Source organism: Pseudomonadota bacterium (assembly GCA_018823135.1).
Taxonomy (GTDB): Bacteria; Desulfobacterota; Desulfobulbia; order Desulfobulbales; family CALZHT01; genus JAHJJF01.
The window spans coordinates 1-17346 of record JAHJJF010000123.1 but is presented as its reverse complement, the minus strand read 5'-3'; the positions used below and the strand labels follow the sequence as shown (position 1 = coordinate 17346).

15 protein-coding genes and 1 pseudogene are annotated in these 17346 nt (G+C 50.7%); 6 read left to right on the top strand and 10 right to left on the bottom strand.

Annotation, left to right across the window (positions count from 1 at the left end; translation table 11 throughout):
- Positions 1 to 77: 77 nt before the first annotated feature.
- The 6 genes from KKE17_12820 to KKE17_12795 form a co-directional block, all read right to left on the bottom strand.
- Positions 78 to 392: a hypothetical protein gene (locus KKE17_12820; protein MBU1710878.1), complete on the bottom strand. Its 315-nt coding sequence runs from the start codon at positions 390 to 392 to the stop codon at positions 78 to 80.
- A 238-nt stretch (positions 393 to 630) separates the two neighbouring features.
- On the bottom strand, positions 631 to 1617 hold the full coding sequence (hemH, locus tag KKE17_12815) for a ferrochelatase (GenBank protein ID MBU1710877.1): 987 nt from the start codon (positions 1615 to 1617) through the stop codon (positions 631 to 633).
- Complete coding sequence (locus KKE17_12810) at positions 1614 to 2207, bottom strand: HDIG domain-containing protein (GenBank protein ID MBU1710876.1); 594 nt, start codon at positions 2205 to 2207, stop codon at positions 1614 to 1616. The genes hemH and KKE17_12810 overlap by 4 nt, the downstream gene beginning before the upstream one ends.
- A 4-nt stretch (positions 2208 to 2211) precedes the next feature.
- Positions 2212 to 3243, bottom strand: a complete 1032-nt coding sequence (gene hemE, locus KKE17_12805; protein MBU1710875.1) for a uroporphyrinogen decarboxylase — start codon at positions 3241 to 3243, stop codon at positions 2212 to 2214.
- Positions 3244 to 3365: 122 nt separating this feature from the next.
- On the bottom strand, positions 3366 to 4430 hold the full coding sequence (locus KKE17_12800) for a radical SAM protein (GenBank protein MBU1710874.1): 1065 nt from the start codon (positions 4428 to 4430) through the stop codon (positions 3366 to 3368).
- Positions 4431 to 4558: 128 nt separating this feature from the next.
- Positions 4559 to 5878, bottom strand: coding sequence for a PhoH family protein (locus KKE17_12795; GenBank protein ID MBU1710873.1), 1320 nt, complete (start codon positions 5876 to 5878; stop codon positions 4559 to 4561).
- 19 nt (positions 5879 to 5897) lie between these two features.
- On the opposite strand from KKE17_12795, the gene KKE17_12790 reads away from it, so the two are divergent.
- The 5 genes from KKE17_12790 to KKE17_12770 all read left to right on the top strand — a co-directional run bounded on the left by KKE17_12790 (position 5898) and on the right by KKE17_12770 (position 8369).
- Positions 5898 to 6329 carry a hypothetical protein gene (locus tag KKE17_12790; protein ID MBU1710872.1) on the top strand — a complete coding sequence of 144 codons (432 nt, stop codon included), beginning with the start codon at positions 5898 to 5900 and terminating at the stop codon, positions 6327 to 6329.
- Between the two features lie 170 nt (positions 6330 to 6499).
- Positions 6500 to 7291: a BON domain-containing protein gene (locus KKE17_12785; protein ID MBU1710871.1), complete on the top strand. Its 792-nt coding sequence runs from the start codon at positions 6500 to 6502 to the stop codon at positions 7289 to 7291.
- A 96-nt stretch (positions 7292 to 7387) separates the two neighbouring features.
- Complete coding sequence (locus KKE17_12780; GenBank protein MBU1710870.1) at positions 7388 to 7699, top strand: BON domain-containing protein; 312 nt, start codon at positions 7388 to 7390, stop codon at positions 7697 to 7699.
- A 166-nt stretch (positions 7700 to 7865) separates the two neighbouring features.
- Positions 7866 to 8087 carry a DUF3185 domain-containing protein gene (locus KKE17_12775; GenBank protein ID MBU1710869.1) on the top strand — a complete coding sequence of 74 codons (222 nt, stop codon included), beginning with the start codon at positions 7866 to 7868 and terminating at the stop codon, positions 8085 to 8087.
- Positions 8088 to 8219: 132 nt separating this feature from the next.
- Positions 8220 to 8369 (top strand): lmo0937 family membrane protein, encoded by a 150-nt coding sequence (locus KKE17_12770; GenBank protein ID MBU1710868.1) that lies wholly within the window; start codon positions 8220 to 8222, stop codon positions 8367 to 8369.
- A gap of 813 nt (positions 8370 to 9182) precedes the next feature.
- On the opposite strand, the pseudogene KKE17_12765 reads toward KKE17_12770, so the two are convergent.
- The 4 genes and pseudogenes from KKE17_12765 to KKE17_12750 form a co-directional block, all read right to left on the bottom strand.
- Positions 9183 to 10823 (bottom strand): annotated as a pseudogene (locus tag KKE17_12765) (PAS domain-containing protein).
- 435 nt (positions 10824 to 11258) lie between these two features.
- Positions 11259 to 12026, bottom strand: coding sequence for a DUF3494 domain-containing protein (locus KKE17_12760; protein ID MBU1710867.1), 768 nt, complete (start codon positions 12024 to 12026; stop codon positions 11259 to 11261).
- A gap of 439 nt (positions 12027 to 12465) precedes the next feature.
- Positions 12466 to 14013, bottom strand: coding sequence for a sigma-54 dependent transcriptional regulator (locus KKE17_12755; GenBank protein MBU1710866.1), 1548 nt, complete (start codon positions 14011 to 14013; stop codon positions 12466 to 12468).
- Positions 14013 to 16145, bottom strand: coding sequence for a PAS domain S-box protein (locus KKE17_12750; protein ID MBU1710865.1), 2133 nt, complete (start codon positions 16143 to 16145; stop codon positions 14013 to 14015). Before KKE17_12750 ends, KKE17_12755 begins: the two co-directional genes overlap by 1 nt.
- Before the next feature lie 771 nt (positions 16146 to 16916).
- Here KKE17_12750 and KKE17_12745 point away from each other — a divergent pair.
- A partial coding sequence (locus KKE17_12745) for an Ig-like domain-containing protein (protein MBU1710864.1) occupies positions 16917 to 17346 on the top strand: 430 nt, incomplete at its 3' end.

Genomic DNA, 17346 nt, shown 5'->3' with positions numbered 1-17346 from the left:
CCGCGATTGAAGACGCAAGCAGCGCAAACGGGTTAGTTGTCAAGAAATCTGCCGGAAGGATGGAGAATTTTTACTGCTTATTTGATTTTCGATCCAAGGGAGAAGTTTATTCCTTGACAACCGAAGGCCATATAGAGGTTAGAGTTGTTGATTTGAACAGCTATTATTAATTCATCTGTTTCGATTTGATTAACATCAGGCAAAACATACCCATATTTCCCGTCAGTCCAACCGCTTCCTCTAAGAATAAAACCAGTTCCTGGTTCAGGACCAGTTGATTGCGAAAAATGATCACTTATGAGAACACCACAACCACTCAATGAAAAGGTCAGAATAAGTAGGCAAATTTTATAAATTAAATTCAGGAAGTTATGATTGTTATGTTTACTCATGATTTTCTTGCTACCTATTGATTAGCAGCCATTTTTACCCTGTCCAAGTTATTCTGTTTTTTTTGCACCTATAATTCAGGAATAAATATGCATTATGTGCTTTCAACTTATGCCAAAAGGTGGAATTTCTAGGCACCATAACACATTAAAGACTTACAATGCCACTTGTGATTATTTGTTGGGAAAGAGGGGAAAACAACGAGAGCAGGAAGGAACAATTTAAATAATTGTTAATGAATTAAGAAGATTCTTCTTCTGGCTTTCCCTTAGCTGATAAAACCAGATCCTTAAGGGCATTAATAAATACCGGATTGGTATTGAGGGATTCGGTGCGCTCAAGACGGATGCCGAGATCTCTGGCCTGGTCCTTATAGAGCATATCGATTTCATAGAGGGTTTCCACGTGATCGGAAACAAAACTGATGGGCACCATGAGCACATTGCTGCAGCCTTCTGCGGCCAGGGCTTCAAGCATTTCAGGGGTGGACGGCGACAACCACTCCACCGGCCCGCTCCTGCTCTGGTAACAGAGTTTGCCGGTCAAATTGGTGCTTTTTTCTACTGCGCGGATGGTTTTCACCAGATGGTCCACATAGGGGTCACCCTCTTTGATAAAATTCACCGGCAGGCTGTGGGCGCTGTAAACAACCTGAAACTTCTCCCCGCCGAATCGCCTGATTCCTTCACCGATTGTTCCGGCAAGGGCTTTCACATACCCCTGATGGTCGGGGTACGACTCAACCGTGGAAATCTCAAAGGGTTCCTTGAAACCTGCAGCCACACCCATCAAATCATCAATGGAAGAGCCGGTTGTTGCCTTGGAATAATGAGGATACAGGGTAAGGGCAATGATCCGGTGAATACCCTGGCCGGCAAAATCCGCCAGGATCTCGCCGGCATAAGGCTTCCAGTAGCGCATGGCCATACCGACCTTGAATACGCCATGCTCAGCAAGAGATACCTCAAGGGCTTTACCCTGTTCTCCGGTGATCCTGTTCAACGGTGAGCCGCCGCCGATGAGCTTATAAGCCTGGGCACTCTTGGGGGCACGCTTGCGGGCAATTTTTCGGGCAATGAATTTCTGCAGAAAAGCAAAGGGACTCAAGCGGATAATCTTTCTGTCTGAAAACAGATTAAACAGAAAGGGCTCCACTTCTTCCAGGCGCTCCGGGCCGCCAAGATTGAGGAGGACCACACCGATTACTTCTTCTTTTGCACTTTTCATGACATCGACCAGAGCGGTACACGGAATTCAATCATACTGTTTGAGCCGTTGATCATTTCCTGAACCGCTTCAGGCTCAATGTCAAAATGTGAAAACATCTTCTGCTCAAGGGTTTTACAGATATCAAAATTCTCCCGTATCCTCCGATGAAGTCTTGCATCACCCCTTCCATAACGTGCGAGGATATAATCGAGCCGCGCCTCAAGACCCACAACTTCATCGTGCAGCACCCTTTTATCGGCGTAATAGACTACTTCTATGGGCGTGCAGCAATTCCTGCTCAAATCATTCCTGAGGATCACATGCTGACCCACTATTTCAGCAATCTCGGAAAAGCCGAGCTGCAGGCATATCTCTTTGCCGACCCGGGCATGATCTTTATCGTTGTCAAGGCATTCGGTCTTGCCGATGTCATGGAGCAGCGCCCCGGCAATGATCGTATCAAGCGGCAAATCAACGATACCCGCGGCCTGTAAATTCCGGGTAAGCAGCTCAGCGACCCGCGCCACTACAAAGGAATGAACCTTGATGTTTTCAAGCATCCCATACTCGTCCATGAGCCTGGAGCATTGGGCAATTGACGGAATCATCCTATTATCTTCTACTGAGTTTATGCACCAGCTCAACCGCAAGTTTTGCCTTGGCAGGATCAGTCTGCGGCACAATACCGTGCCCCAGGTTGAAAATATGCCCTCTTGCGCCTTTGGCCTGATTCAAGACATTCTTAATCCGCTCTTCAAGTTTATCGTCCGGCAGGAACAAGGCCAGGGGATCCATATTTCCCTGAATCGACATTTTCGGTCCCACCCGGCGCACTGCTTCATCCAGATTAATCCGCCAGTCAAAGCCAAGCACATCCGAGCCGCAGTCTTTGGTTATATCAAGGAGGGTTGCGCCGTTATTGGCAAAATAGATCAGCGGAATATCCGTAACTTCCTTGAGAGCCGCAATAATCCGGGTCACGTAAGGGTAAGCGAATTCACGATAGTCCCGGGGCGCAAGCACTCCGGCCCAGGAATCAAAAATCTGAAGGGCCTGAGCACCGGCTGCGGCCTGACCTTTGAGATAGACAATCTGGCAATCGGTAATTTTATCGAGGAGTGATTTATAGAGCCCTGGATCCTGGTACATCATGATCTTGGTGTTCAGATAATTTTTCGATGAGCCGCCCTCAATAAGATAGGTGGCCAGGGTGAACGGCGCCCCGGAAAAACCGATGAGCGGCACGCGTCCGGCAAGCTCCTTTCTGAGAATGCGGATGGTTTCCATTACATAGCCGAGATCATCTTCCGGATCCGGAATCCCCAGCTTATCCACTGCCGCCTGATCACGGATCGGCGAGGGAAAAACCGGCCCTCGATTTTCATGAAATTCAAGGGGCGCGCCCATTTTTTCTAACGGCACCAGAATGTCTGAAAAAAGAATCGCCGCGTCCACCCCCAGAATATCCACGGGCTGGAGGGTTACTTCCGCGGCCCGCTCCGGGGTCTTGCACAGATCCAGAAAAGACCCCTTGCTCCGTACCGTATGGTATTCCGGAAGATACCGCCCGGCCTGACGCATAATCCAGATCGGCGTATAATCAACCGGCTCACCCTTGCATGCTTTCAAAAAAGTATCGTTCATACGTCTCTCGCTTGGTTAATGTCCGTCAAAAAAAGGTCTTTCGGAGACGGACAATATATTCATCTCATTAATGTAATTACTTTTACCCTCACTCATTACTCTTCACACCTCACTCCTAACCATCACTTCTTAGCCATTTTAAATGGAATGTGCCCGCAAAAGGGTTCCTCTTCCATATAATCGCCGGTCACTGCGTACGCCCTTGCCCGGCAGCCGCCGCAGACTCCCACATATTCGCAGGAACCGCAACGGCCCTTATAGCTTTTGAAATCACGCAGATCCTTGAACAATTTCGAGTTCTCCCAGATATCCTTAAAGGATTGCTCGCGGACATTCCCGGCAGATTTTGGAAAATAGCTGCACGGCAGAACATTGCCGTCAACATCAATCAGACAGATCAACTGCCCTGCAAGGCATCCCTTGGAGCCGCCGGTTGAAAACTGCAATGTCCGGCGCTTGAAGTCATCGCCCTGCGCCTTTGCCTGCTGGAGCACAACACGGTAATAACTTGGCGCACAGGTTGGACGGACCAGAATATCATTTTCAGTCTTTTCCATCTCATAATGCCATTTGAGCAGCTCCTCGTAATCCTCTTTTGAGATCAGTTCCTCCATAATGTCCTCACCGCGGCCGGTTGGAACGATCATGAACATATACCAGGCTGTCGCCCCGAGGTCTTTGGCAAGCCTCAATATCTTCGGGATCTCATCCTGATTGCGTTTTGTAAAAGAAGAATTGATCAAAAACTTTATTCCATGCTCCTTAAATAATTCTGCCGCCCGGATCGTCCCGTCAAAGGCCCCGACCGAATTCCGGAAATTATCATGAACCTTGTCGGTTGAGCCGTCAAGACTGAGCGAGACCATTTTTATTCCGGAAGCCAGCATTTTTTTGCAGATTTCCGAGGTCACCAGGGTGCCGTTGGTTGCCATGCACATGCGCAAACCTTTTTTAGTGCCATAAGTAGCAATCTCAAACACATCCTTTCTCAGTAATGGCTCGCCGCCGGAAAGCACCAGCACCGGCTTGGCGTAAGACGAAATATCATCCACCACCCTTTTTGCCTCTTCCAGAGACATGTCCGGGTGGCCCTGGATTTCCAGTTGTGATGATGATCGGCAGTGCACACATTTGAGGTTACAACGCCTGGTCACTTCCCATGCTATCCATTTCGGTTCAAAATCCACTTTACTCACACTCCCTGCGCTAAAAAATTCGGCACAATAATGGCAACAAATTTGTAAAAAATCACCATAACTCATTGATTATACAAAATACTTGCAACCTGAGTCCCTACAGCCTATTGGCCTGTTTTTTATAAATAATCAGCGGCCACTGCTGCCAGATTGCTTCGCTCGCTCTTCCTCAAGGTGATATGGCCGTGGAGCTCCAGCCCCTTCAACCGCTCCACAGCATAGGCCAGACCATTACTGCTGGAATCAAGATACGGATTGTCGATCTGATACGGATCGCCGGTGAGCACCATTTTTGTGCCTTCGCCGGCCCGGCTGATAATGGTTTTCACCTCGTGGGGAGTCAGATTCTGGGCCTCGTCGACAATCACATACTGGCCGGGGATCGACCGCCCGCGGATATAGGTGAGGGCTTCCATTTCCAGGATATTGTTTTGCATGAGTTTATCGATCTTCTGCCGGGTGGTTTCCTCCGGCTCCTTGTCTTTACCGTGGCCGTCACTCATAAGATAGGTAAGATTATCAAATATCGGCTGCATCCAGTGGGCCAGTTTTTCATCCTTTCCTCCGGGCATGTACCCGAGGTCCTTGCCCAACGGGATAATCGGCCTTGAAACAAGAATCTTGTCATAACGCTTCAGCCGCAAGGTCGAATCAAGGCCTGCGGCCAGAGCAAGAAGGGTCTTGCCGGTGCCGGCCTGACCAACCATGGTCATCAATTCTATTTTCGGGTCCATCAGGAGTTCAAGGGCCATGCGTTGCTCCCGGCTCCTGGGACGAAGCTTCCACACCTCTTCAAGTTTGTCATTCAGGTGTACGAGTGTCCCTTTGGTTTTCGTTTTTGCCAGGGCGGTGTGCTTCTCATCTGCTTCGTCAATGAGCATGACAAACTCATTGGGCATAAACTCCCTGCCTTCGAGAACGATTTCCTCTTTCTTATAAAATTCATCAATCAGCGAGCCCGGAACAACAACCTCGCAGTTGCCGGTAAACAACTCATCAAAATTGACCTTCTGTTTTTCAAAATCCTGCGCCGCGATTCCCAGCGCATCTGCCTTGAGCCTGGCGTTGATATCTTTTGAGACAAAAATAACCGGCTGCTTCTTTTGAAAAAGCGTGTACGCAACCGTAAGAATCCGGTTGTCTGCGACACTCAAATCCAATCCGGGATTAACGAGATTTTTCTCATGCTCGGCGACAATTCGCAGCATCCCGCCGTTTTCCATTTCAACGCCCTCACTGAGCCTGCCTTTTGACCTCAGCGCATCCAGTTCCCGAACGACCTTTCTGGCATTTCTGCCAAGTTCGTCATTCCTGGATTTAAATTTATCAAGCTCTTCAATAACCGTCATCGGCAGCACCACAACATTGTCGGTAAAGGAACTCACCGCTTCAGAATTATGAAGCAGCACGTTTGTGTCCAGCACAAAATTCTTTTTCATCAAATAGCTCCAGTTTTTAATGTTGAGAAAACGAACTCTTTCCCGCAATAATCCTGTATCGGGAACTAAATTCTGCGGCATCGAATTAACCGCGCGGCCAATTGAGATTAGTACAGGAACAGCCAAACTGGCAAGAAAATTGTGCACCTGGCAACACCTAAAACTTAAATCAATCCACGACAATTACAATTACCCTGTCAGTTCAGCACGAATCATAACGATTTTCATGAGCGACTTCTTCAATAAAAAACCTCACTTATTAGACCGGACACTAGCCAGCAACTACCCTCAGAATGTTGCGGTTCCGCCACATTCTGAGGCCTGGCAGATCCTGCCAGCCTTCTCTTCCGTTTTCCCTGCTTCATCTTTTCCCATTGCTACTAAAGGCCTTGCCGGCATTATCTCGCCCGCATTCGCCTGCGGCATGCCTCTTGCTATTACTCCTTGGTAATGATTCCAGTCATCTTGCATATGAGGCAGCCTGACGAGAGCCATATGGAAAAGGCTGCAGAGGGGTAAGATTTTTCAAGGCGTTACTCCCGCCCTCCTCGAGTTTCAAGACCACAGCCTAAAATACAACAAAAAAAACAATCACAACAAAGGATCAAATCAATGAAAACAATGTGTCGTGCGTCATTTATGATAGTTGCTCTACTGATGACCGTGGGGCCTGTCGGTAGTGTTCATGCAGCCGCGAACGAAACGGATACGCGTATCGAATCAGCCGCCCAAAAATCATATGTGTTCAAGAGATACCTCAAGGACGATTCCATTCAAATCGAGTCCAAGGATGGCCTTGTCACCTTGACAGGGACTGTCGCCGATGAGTCCCATAAATTGTTGGCACAGGAGACCGTGGCGAATCTGCCCGGGGTCAAAAGCCTGGACAACCGGCTGAAATTCAATGACCCCCCTGCCGAAAAATCGGATGCCTGGCTCACTACCAAAGTGAAGACCGCGCTGCTGTTCCATAGGAACGTCAGTGTCATGACCGAAGTTACCACCAATGATGGAGTAGTTATTCTGCAAGGCGAGGCAACGAGCCAGGCGCAGAAAGCCCTGGCAACAGAATACGCCTCGGATGTCGAAGGGGTTAAAGCTGTAAATAACAAAATGTCTCTACCAGAGAAAACCGGAAAACCGAACGAAAAAACCATGGGCGAAAAATTGGATGCCGTAAGCGAATCAGTTGATGACGCATCAATCACCGCCCTGGTCAAAATGACTTTACTGTATCATCGCTCGACCAGCGCTATCAACACCAGTGTCGAGACGAAAAACGGCAGGGTATCGTTGGGCGGCGAGGCAAGGGTCGCGGCAGAGAAGGATCTGGTCACCAAATACGTCCAGGATGTTAACGGCGTGCAAAGTGTGGCCAACAACATGACCATCGCGGCGCCCAGGACCAAATAGACCGTTGGACTCACAGTCCGCCTGTCACCAGGAAACCACGCAAAAAAATGACAACCAGAACACAATTAATCATCATTACTCAAAAGGAGAATCACCATGAAAACATTCAGATTGTTCACTAACCTGTTGCTCGTCTTTCTGCTGCTTTCCGCGCTGGGCTGCGCATCAACAGCCACGAAGGAGGGCACCGGAGAGTATATAGACGACTCCGTAATCACCACCAAGGTCAAGGCAGAAATTTTCACCGAGGCTTCTCTGAAATCAAGCGAGATCAACGTCGAAACCTTCAAGGGCGTAGTTCAGTTGAGTGGCTTCGTCAAATATCAGGTCGATATTGACAAAGCGGTCGAAGTTGCGCGCGGCGTCACCGGGGTCATATCCGTAAAAAATGATCTGATCTTGAAATAGGCCCGTGGGATCATTTCCAGCAAACAGAGCGGCCATCGCTGGATCGAATAGAGGATTCCGAGACCGGGTTGACATGGCAGTTAAGTGCTGGAAAATCCACCGTGACAACAGTAAAAAATTAAAGCCGAAACGGGGTCTTTCATGAAAAGATTATTAAAGGAGTAAAATGAAAACTTACACGTTGACAGGTATCATCCTTATCGTGATCGGAATCTTCGCCTTCGCATATCAGGGCTTTAGCTTTACGACCAGAGACAAAGTTCTCGATCTCGGCCCCATCCACATGACGGCTGAGAATACGAGAACAATTCCGCTTTCGCCTATCGTCGGTGGTATTTCCCTCGTGGGCGGCATCATGTTGCTGATTGTGGGAAAGAAGAAGCGCTGATGTGAGGCAACAAAAGGGGTGGAGAATGACCAGCTGGTAAAATAGCTGCCGCTTCTGATACATGTGTTAACCAAGCAGTGAAACGGTGGAGGCAATTCGCACAGCCAACCGCCGCTTCATAAGGAGGATGTTATGCTGTGGACAATTTCTGTGGTCATGATCGTGCTGTGGTTGTTGGGTTTTGTAACTTCGCATACCATGGGCGGCCTGATCCATATTCTGCTCGTGATCGCTATCATCATGGTGCTGGTCCGCATCATTCAAGGGCGGAAAATTCTTTAGCCACACTATCCCGGAACAACTACATATTTCCTGGTCAGTTCTAGCCCGATGTCATGAGTAAAATGGATATAGTTGCATAACTTCTTGGATTGAAGAGATTTATTGAGTAATACGTTGCCTTTCCAGAAAGTACAGTTTGTACCGTTGACATCAAACTTTTACTTTTATACTTACTCACCCGATCAACTCGTGAAATATCCGGGCTAGTGTAGCGCGAAGAGATTGGATTCATCTTTCCTTGGCCCCTTACTCTTTCGGATCGTAAAACCGAATCAAATTGCGGCCGGACCCTTTGGCTTGATACATCGCCGCATCAGCCCACTTCATGATGTCCTCTTGACTTCCGTCCTGGTAAAGGAAGACGACAACACCAATACTGGCGGTACAATGATGTTCAATGGTTGTCTCATTTTCCCCCTCTTGCGTCACTTTCAGCACATAGGGGCTACTCAGGGCGACGCGGATTTTTTCAGCGACGATCCCGGCCTGTGTTGTGGCTTCGGTTTTGTCCTTATCCAGCTCATTCAGTAACACCACAAACTCATCGCCGCCGAAACGCGCCACGGTGTCTGCCTCCCGGACACAACTGCAAATACGGCGCGCTACTTCGATCAACAGTAAATCGCCCACGTGATGCCCATGCGTATCATTTAAGGTTTTGAAATTATCCAAATCCAGGAACATTAATGTGCTGTAACGACCACTCCGTTTGCTGAAGGATATGGTTTGGCCCAATCGTTCGTTTAATAGATGACGATTGGGCAACAGTGTCAATGAGTCATGCAAAGCCAGCTTGAGAATTTGCTTCTCTGCCTGCTTGCGCTCCGTGATGTCTCGAGCTGCGGCGAACACACCCTGCAGCCTCCGGTCCCGATCATAGAAGGTGGTTGCATTGTAAGACACCACTGTTTCCTTGCCTTCCCTGTTGCGTGCCGTGAGTTCATAGTTGGAGACCTTCTTTTTGTTCAGCGCCTGTTTGATGGCCGCCTCGGCCCGTTTAGGATCGGTGAAGTAATTTTTGAACGGCGCACCGATCAACTCGTCTCGAGTGCAACCGGTGAGTGCCTCCATCTGTTTGTTGATGTCGGTGATGATTCCGGCTGGGTCAGTGGTCATCAGTGCGTCGATGTTGGATTCGAACAGGGAGCGGGTGTAGAACTGCTGGTCACGCAGGCGCTGCCCGAGCACCCTCTGCTCGGCCTCGATCTGCTTGCGAGCGGTGTTATCGGTGCCGATCAACAGATAGCCGATAATGACTCTTTGCGCGTCATGCAGGGCCGTGACCGACACCACTGCCGGAAAGCGGCTGCCATCCTTGCGGATATAGGTCAGCTCGTAGATGTCCTCAATGCCCCGGGAGGCCTTGAATACCAAGGCCTCAAAGCCGGGCTGAATCGGCGTTTGAAGTTCGTCGCTCAATTCCTTGGCTCGCTCGATCACCTCCTGGGGATCGGAGATGTCGGCCGGCGTGCTCTTGTTCATCACTTCGGCGGCCGAGTAGCCCAACATCCGTTCCGCGCCGACGTTGAAGATCTGAATGACACCCTTGGCGTCCGTGGCGATAGTCGAAAAATTGCCGCTATTGAAAATCGCGTCCTGCAAAGCATCAGCTTTAAGCAGTGCCTCTTCGGCCTGCTTGCGAGCCGTGTTGTCAGTGCCGATCAGCAGATAGCCGATAATCCTTTTTTGTGCGTCACGCAGGGCCGTGACCGACACCACTGCCGGAAAGCGGCTGCCATCCTTGCGGATATAGGTCAGCTCGTAGATGTCCTCAATGCCCCGGGAGGCCTTGAACACCAAAGCCTCAAAGCCGGGCTGAATCGGCGTTTCGAGTTCGGCGCTTAACTCCTTGGCGCGGGCAATCAGCTCCTGGGGATCGGAAATGTCGGCCGGCGTGATCGTGTTCATCACTTCGGTGGCCGAGTAGCCCAACATCCGTTCCGCGCCGACATTGAAAATCTGAATGACACCCTTGGCGTCCGTGGCGATACTAGAAAAGTTGGCACTTTTGAAAATCGCCGTCTGCAAAGCCCCAGCTTTAATCAAGGCCTCTTCGGCCTGCTTGCGAGCTGTGTTGTCAGTACCGATCAGCAGGTAGCCGATAATGCTTTTTTGTGCGTCACGCAGGGCCGTGACCGACACCACCGCCGGAAAGCGGCTGCCATCCTTGCGGATATAGGTCAGCTCGTAGATGTCCTCAATGCCCCGGGAGGCCTTGAACACCAAGGCCTCAAAGCCGGGTTGAATCGGCGTTTTAAGTTCGTCGCTCAACTTCTTGGCGCGGGCAATCAACTCCTGGGGATCGGAGATGTCGGCCGGTGTGATCGTGTTCATCACTTCGGCGGCCAAGTAGCCCAACATCCGTTCCGCGCCGACGTTGAAAATCTGAATGACACCCTTGGCGTCGGTGGCGATACTCGAGAAGTTGGCACTATTGAAAATCGCGTCCTGCAAAGCCCCAGCTTTAATCAAGGCTTCCTGACCTCGTACCTCGGTGATACCCTTCACCGGGATGGCATCCGGGTTCAGAATGGGGGTACTAATTTTTTTGGACATGGCTAACCTCTGGTAAGGACGAATGTATTTGGCACATCACGGGGCTGCAGGTACGAACAGTATCGCTAGTTCAACTGGTGTCGTCGGTCACCCGCTGAACTGTATCAGCTTGCCACTCCGGGGTACTTGTCAAGGATTTTCCGGATCAGTTGTCCGATCGATGACATGGACTGGCTTCAATGCGAATTCCTTTATGTCAACAGTCTTTGCCTCCTCCTGAATCACCGAAAAATAGACATGAAAGGGGCTGGAGGAAGTGGTGAGGCATTAGTAAAAAGGCTACAGGCCGGAATCTGTAACCCTTAACTATTTCCACATGAGAGGTATGCGTCCTTACTCGGCGGGCTCGGTAATCGCATTCATCTGAAGGGTGACCGCAGTCTGCGCCAACAGTCTGCCGTTGACCGATGTTCCAGTGTTGACGGCAATCATGGTTTTCCCCAGTACGATGCCTTCAAAGTGCGCATTGGTTCCAAGAGTCACTGCGCCTGCAACCTGCCAGAAAATGTTCTTGGCCTGTGCGCCTTTGGCCAGTTTTACTCGTGTAGAGTTGGCCTGGTTCAGTGTGCCTGCTACCTGGAAGATCCAGACATCGTTCGGACCGCCCGAGAGCCTGACATCTGTGGTAATCAAAAGATCAGTACTCCATTTGTAGAGGCCAGGAGCGAGGGTTAGCCCGCCAATTTCACCGGCGCCCAGTTCAGTGAAACTGGGTGAACTTCGCCCCGCAGCGTCGTCGTACGCGGATTCCATGTCCTCCACAGCATAGGTCAGGAAGGTGGCGTCTTCCACCGCACAGGGGAGAGGACCAGCCGCATCGACGGTGTATATGTCGCCCGAGACTTCCGTGCAGGTGAGAAGGAGAGCTGCACCGGTGATGGGGCTCGTTCCAACATCCCCAACAATAGCGGATCGATAAACGTTGGTGATTCCGCTTTTGCTTAGAATCGCGAAAGTTTCAGCTGCGCCAAGGCTTACCGGCATCGGACCTTTGGGACCTTTGGGACCTTTGGCAGTTGCAACGCTTGCACTCACGGCCACAAAACTGCCGAGTATTACTGCCAGCAGCAATATCTTAGAATATGTTTTGTATTTATTCATTACGTGTCCCCTCCTTGAGGAATTCAACTTGAAAAAAAATTAGTGGCAAACCCACTTTTCTACCATTTTTACACTTTCATGATGGATAATTGCAACGAGCATGCCAGAGGAGAAACACGAACACTTTGATAGATAACAGATTGATTACGCAGGATAAAATTTGAAATGGCGAAATAAGTGACAGGGTAAACCTGTCAGAGGCAGGCGTCGCATTTAACAGAACCGTCCAATATGACGGTCTCGCGGCAGTAAGGCAGTAATGATTGTATAGTGTCAAGTCCTTCAAGCACAATAAACCTGAGAAGAAGGGGCGAATCTTGAATAATGCAACTTCACTCGCTATTGTATCGGTTGAGTTGATCCTGAATTGAAAATTACAGGTGGTTCGCTACGGCGAACGACTTGACAAGCCTTCTCCTGGAAGCGCCGACAGCGATCTCTATTGGCGGCTAATGTCCAGTTTCCGCATCCGGGCGCGCAGCGTACTGGGGTTAAGACCAAGGAGTAGCGCCGCGCCGTTTTTCCCCTCGATCCGTCCACCGGTTTCCTTGAGTACCAACAGAATGTGGTCATGTTCCAACTCGGCAATGGATTTGATTTCCTGCCCGGTGGTTTGCTCGCGTTTCCGGGAGGCATCAAACCGGTCCAATACCTGGAGCGCACTTCCCTGGCTGATGATCACTGCCCGCTCCACGACACTCTCCAATTCCCGGACGTTGCCGGGCCAATGGTATTCCTGCAGAAGATCCATGGTCTCTTTTGGGACACTCTCTATCTTCTTGCCCATTTTTTTATTGAATTTGGCGACAAAATGCGTGACCAGGAGCGAGATGTCATCCTTGCGTTTCCGCAGGGGCGGGAGGGTGATGGGAAAAACATTAAGTCGGTAATAGAGATCTTCCCGGAACTTGCCGTTGCTGATTTCTTCCTCCAGGTTCCGGTTGCTGGCCGCAATGATTCGCACATCGATCTTAATGGTGCGGGGGCTGCCCAGCCGTTCAAACTCGCCGTCCTGAATAACCCGGAGCAACTTGGATTGCAGCTCCAGCGGCATCTCGCCGATTTCGTCAAGGAAGATGGTGCCGCCGTCGGCCAGCTCGAAACGCCCGATCTGCCGGGCATTGGAGCCGGTGAAGGCGCCCTTCTCGCGCCCGAAGAGTTCGCTTTCGATGAGATTCGCCGGCAGAGACGCACAGTTAACCGTAATCATCGACCGGCCCTTGCGTGTACTGCTGCTGTGGATGGCACGGGCGATCACGCCCTTGCCGGTGCCGGTCTCGCCCATGAGCAGGACCGTTGCATTCATGGGCGCTACCTGTTCAACCCTCATGAAGACCTCCGCAAGGGCTTTGCTTTGACCAATAATCTCACCGAAGTTGTCCCGCTGCTCAACCTCCTGCTGCAGGTAGGTGTTCTCAGCCTGGAGCCGATCTTTAAGCTGTTTTATTTCCACATAGGTATTCTGGAGTGACTCTTCCGCCTTCTTGCGTTCCTCAATTTCCTGCGTGAGTTGGACATTCGACTTAAGCAGCTCGCCAGTTCGTTCCAGCACTGTCTGTTCCATAATTTTATTATAATTGTCCAGTTGGTTATACAGCAGACGGACCTCCAGCAGGTTATGGATCCGCGTTTCGACTTCGACCAGATCGAACGGCTTGCTGATAAAATCTTTGGCGCCGGTTTGCAAGGCACGCAATTTGTGACCAGGTTGGGCGGTGATCACCAGGACCGGAAAATAATCCTCCGGCGCATCTGCCTTGAGGCCCTCCATAACCTGGAACCCATCCATACCCGGCATCTGCAGGTCGAGGAGGATAAGATCGTAGTTGTTCTGGCGATGCAGCCCGCAAACCTCCAGGGGATTCATCGTTGATGAAATGCAGGTATAGCCGGCTTCAGCCAGCAACTGCTCAAGCAGGATGACATTGGCCTCCTGATCGTCAACGATGAGGATATTGGCACTGAGAATATCTGGCCGAGTTATCATTAAATCAATTCCTTCTTTGCTTTTGCTGCCCGGGCTGCTCCCTCTTCGGCATATTTCAGGGCACTATCCAGCGTTACCATGAACTCGTTGACCTGGATCGGCTTGGTGAGATAATGGAAGAATCCGCCATCCAGACCTTTCTCGATATCGCTCGGCATGGCATTGGCGCTGATCGCAATTACCGGGATATGCGCGGTTGCAGGGTCTTCTCGGAGGACTTTCAGCACCTGGATGCCGCTGATGCCGGGCAGATGGATGTCCATCAGGATTACCTCCGGCTGATGGATGTTCGCCAGGGCGATACCTTGGGTGCCATCCGTCGCGCCAACCAGGCGCAAATCGGAACGAAACTCGATGATGAGTTGCTCGACCAGCTGCATGTTGGCCTGGTTGTCTTCTACATATAACAGGGTGCGCAGTGGGGAGCCAGGCTGAACAGGGGCTTGAATCACCACCATCTCCTGCGGCGAGGAGCTGGCAATTTGTGGCTCAGCCGCCGTATTCAGTTCGATCCACAGCACACTACCCACCCCGACAGTGCTTTCCACGCCGATTTCGCCCCCCATCAGTTCAACCAGTCGCTTGCTCACCACCAGGCCGATGCCGGTGCCTTCTTTGACACCGCCCTCTTGACCGAGACGATTGAACGGCTGGAAAAGCTCCGCAAGTTTTCCAGGCGACAACCCCTCACCGGTATCCCGCACGCTGATGCGGATTCGGCCCGGGGCGCAGACTTCGCAGGTCACCTCGACCTCTCCCTGCGTACGGTTGTATTTGATGGCGTTGGAAAGCAGGTTTACCAGGACCTGCTTGACCCTGGTCTGGTCGGCATACACAAAATAAGGATTTTCAAACTGGGGAAAACTTAAACTAATGCCGCTTTTTTTCGCCTCTGGCTCAATCATGGTCTGGCATTCGAGCATGACATCGACCAGCGACATCGGTTCCAGCGACATCGACATCTTTCCCGACTCGATCATCGCCAGATCGAGAATTTCGTTAATCAGCTTCAGCAGATACCAGCCAGCCTTGAGAATCTGCTCGATGCTGGACTTTTGTTTGGGCGTTGGCTGTGATTTATCCTTTTGCATTAATTGGGCAAAACCGAGGATCGCATTGAGCGGGGAGCGCAACTCATGGCTCATACTAGACAGGAACTCCGACTTGGCGCGATTGGCTTTTTCCGCTGCGGTCTTGGCATTATCCAGCTCGGCGTTATTCTCTTGCAGTTTCTTTTCGAAACGTTTGAGCTCCGTAATATCGCGCGCGGCGGCGAACATGCCCTGCAGTCTCCGGTCCCGATCATAGAAGGTGGCTGCGTTGTAGGACACCACGGTTTCCTTGCCGTTCCTGGCGCGCGCGGTGAGCTCGTAGTTGGTCACCCTCTTGTTGCGCAGCACCAGCTTGATGGCTGCTGCGGCCCGATCCGGTTCGGTAAAGTAATTCTTGAACGGTGCGCCGATCAGTTCGTCGCGCGTGCAACCGGTAAGCGCCTCCATCTGTTTGTTGACGTCGCTAATGATTCCGGCCGGATCGGTGGTCATAATCGCGTCGATGTTGGATTCGATAAGCGAGCGGGTATAAAACTGCTGGTCGCGCAGGGCCTGATCGAGCAGCATCTGTTCCGCCTCGATCTCCTTGCGGGCTGTGTTATCGGTGCCGATCAGCAGGTAGCCGATGATGGTTTCCTGCTCGTCGCGCAGGGCGGTAACCGAAACCACCGCCGGGAAACGGCTGCCGTCCTTACGGATATAAGTCAGCTCGTAGATGTCCTCGATGCCGCGAGAGGCCTTGAACACCAGGGCCTCGAAGCCCGGGGTAATCGGAGTATCGAGTTCAGCGGTGAGCTCCTTGGCACGGGAGATCAACTCCTGCGGATCGGAGATGTCGGCCGGGGTGATCTTATTCATCACCTCGGCCGCCTTGTAGCCCAGCATGCGCTCGGCGCCGACATTGAAGATCTGGATGATGCCCTTGGCATCGGTGGCGATGCTCGAGAAGTTGGCGCTGTTAAAGATGGCCCGCTGCAGCGCCCATACCTTGAACTCATCCTCGGTCGCTATCGGCAGCGCTTCCGCCTGGGGGCGAAGTTCGGCAGCTGCTGACAGGCTCTTGTCGTTGTTGATACTCATTATTGCCCCATTCATTAAATTGTTAGGCTTGAAGTCTTTAAATGAAACCCTGCCGTTACGCTTGGCATATATTGAGACTTCTGCAGTCAGTCTTCAGGTGGAAATCTCCGCAGAGACAAACTCAACCGCAGATCACTGGGAATTCAGAGAGATGCCGCCCCCATCAGGAGGAGCATAGAAAATTTCTGAGGTCAGCAGGTGAACCGGCGGGCATGAAGCTCGTTGTCGAGATACGGATAAAACGAATCATCGCGAGATTATGGTGATTTTTGATCGTTGCCGCCTGCCGCCTTCTTTGAATTATTTTTTCATAATTTTCATTACGATTATATCCGATCCTGCACAATATAACCGAATTATTTTGCGCCAGACTAATCGTCCTATTACAAAATGACAGGCCGGGTTTGCCTTCAAAGCATCCCTCAAAATGCTGTGGTTCCGCCAAATATGAAGGGCAATTGTGGAATATCCCCTACTGAGCAAACGCTGCTCTGCTTGGCACACCCCCCGTTATTACACGATAAAAACAAACATATGACTTATGCCGACTCCGTTGGCAGGCTACTTGCTCTATTAACTTTACAAGAAACTGATCATCCCATCTAAATGCGCCCCCTTTTAGAAGAGTGGAATCAGACTTGAGGATAAATTTGACTTAAAAAGTCATGTGGGGGAAAGGAGAGGAAGTGCGCAACAGGAGCCTGACAACAAAAGGCAGTCAACAATATATATTGTTTTTCCCAAAATTATAAACACTAAAGGAGACTTATTATGAAAAAATTCACGATGCAGAACGCTTATCTTCTATTTGCGTTACTGCTAACTGTTTTTATGACCGGATGTAACAACAACAATGACAGCAACCCTGCGCCCCCTGTCACGGACACCACCGCGCCCACTGTAACTCTCACCGTCCCTAATAATACGGCTACAGATGTGGCTATCAACACCAAGATCATCGCGACCTTCAGTGAAGACATGGCCTCGGCAACGATCACCGGCACCACCTTTACTCTGACAGAACCTGGCGGAACCGTAGCCGGGGAGGTGACTTACCCTGCCGGCGTCAAAACTGCGAGCTTTGCGCCGACAACCGCTCTCGATTCCGGCATTGTTTATACCGCCAAAATTACTATTGGGGCCACGGATCTCGCAGGCAACCCACTGGCAGTTGACAAGGAATGGACCTTTACAACCGGTG